The organism is Nitrobacter vulgaris (genome assembly GCF_031453995.1).
GTDB classification, from domain to species: Bacteria; Pseudomonadota; Alphaproteobacteria; order Rhizobiales; family Xanthobacteraceae; genus Nitrobacter; species Nitrobacter vulgaris.
On the sequence record NZ_JAVDPZ010000084.1, the window covers coordinates 1 to 1,886 of the forward strand.

Sequence of the window (1,886 nt, forward strand, 5' to 3'; positions counted from 1 at the left end):
TGGGGTGGCTGGTCGCCGGAACTGCTCAGCAGCGAACTGCCCGCCACATGGCCAGCGAAGGTCGTTGGCGATTTGCAGGCGACGACGCTGCCAGACGGCTCGCACGGCTATTTCTGGCAGGCGAGCGATCAGATCGGCGTAACGCAGACGAACGATTTCATCTTCGGCGATCTGCAGCGGGTCTTGCGCGAGCAGCTCAAAGCTGGGATCGGCACCGTCACCGGGGCCATCGCGCTCGGATCGCTGCCAGATCATCCAGCGGTGCGTTTCAGCGCGTCACCGCCGAGCGATGCGGAGCTGCTCACGCTCCTTGGCCGGCCGCCGACGTCCACGCCGCCACCGACGCAGCAGCTCAAGGACGAGCTCAAGCTGGAAGCGCCCCTCGCGGTGCAAGGGCAGGCGGGGCACGCGGGCTTTTTCCCTTTTAATAAATTCAGCGCCACGCCGTTGCTGATGAAGGCGGCGCGCGAGGCGGCCTCCGAGTCGAAGAACGATGACGTGAAGAAGCGGCTGATGATTGTACCGCGCTGCCGCGTCAATGCTCTTAAGACGAGCCCGGATGGCGGCAAGCTGCGCGTGACCGAAGTTGTGACCGAGCGCGGGACTTTCACGGTGCCGCCTAATGGGGTGGTGGTGATCGCCCTCGCCACGATCGAGAGCACCCGGATGGCGCTGCATTCTTTTCAGGGCATGCCGGCCGCGGCTTACGGGCGCATCGGCGAAAATCTCATTGCGCATCTGCGCTCGAATGTCGATATCCGCGTGCCGCGCGCCGCACTGGCATCGTTGCCTGCGACCGCCAAGGCGCTCCAGGCATCTGCGCTCTTTGTGAAAGGGCAGCACCACTACTCCGCAGCGGTTGGCGGCGGAGTCGGGCATTTCCACCTGCAAATCACCGCGACCGGCGGCGGTGGCGGCTTGACCGGCTCGGAGGCGGAGCTCTTCAAGAAAGTGCCCGACATCGACAAGTTCGAGGAGCATCTCAAGGCTACCGATACCCACGTCGTCATCACGATGCGGGGCATCGGCGAAATGGAGCCGCTGAATCCGGCGAGTTTTGTGCGGCCCGACGCGGAGACGGAGTTTGGCGTCCCGCGCGCCTTTGTGTCGATTGAGCCGTCGCAGAAAGACAAGGAACTATGGGACACTATGGACCAGGCGGCCGATGATGTAGCGGCGATTTTCGCGAACGGCCACAAAGTGGATGTGATCAAAGGCGGAGAGGTGATCGCCACCAGTGTGAACACGAGCCAGCTCAAGACAATCCTGCCGTTCAAGTTTTCGGACGATGCTGGACGCGGGCGCCGCGATGGCCTCGGCACCACGCATCACGAAGCGGGCACACTGCGGATGGGCGACGATCCAAACCAATCCGTGACCGACGCGAACGGTCGCTTCCACGAAGTGCGCAACGCCTACGTTGCCGGCCCCGCGCTTTTCCCCACAATCGGCTCACCGAATCCCATGCTCACCGGCATCGCGCTGGCACGCCGACTTGGCGACCAGTTGCTGCCGCCACCGCCCGCGGCTAAGCCAGACGCTGGGTTCACCTACATTTTCGACGGCACCGGCGCGCAGTTCAAAAACTGGAAGATGGCCACGGGTGGCGGAGGCAAGTTTGACGTCATCAACCGGGCGCTGGTGGCGCGGCCCTCCGGCGATATCGGCCTGCTCTACTACACCGCCGCGCAGTTCGAGAATTTTGTCCTGCGCTTCGACTTCCTGCTCTCGCGCCCGACCGGCGCCGACAACGACAATTCCGGTGTCTTCCTCCGCTTCCGGGACCCGAGCAAGCCCGTGCCGCGCCCGGACGGTTCGGGTATTTCCGACCTCTACAACAACCAGGCCTTCGTTGCGGTGAACACGGGCTTTGAAGTGCAAATCGA

Annotated in this window: 1 protein-coding gene; it reads left to right on the forward strand. The window is 63.7% G+C overall.

Going from position 1 to position 1,886, the window contains the following annotated elements; genetic code table 11:
- A partial coding sequence (locus GGQ85_RS20645; RefSeq protein ID WP_309776078.1) for a GMC oxidoreductase occupies positions 1-1,886 on the forward strand: 1,886 nt, incomplete at both ends.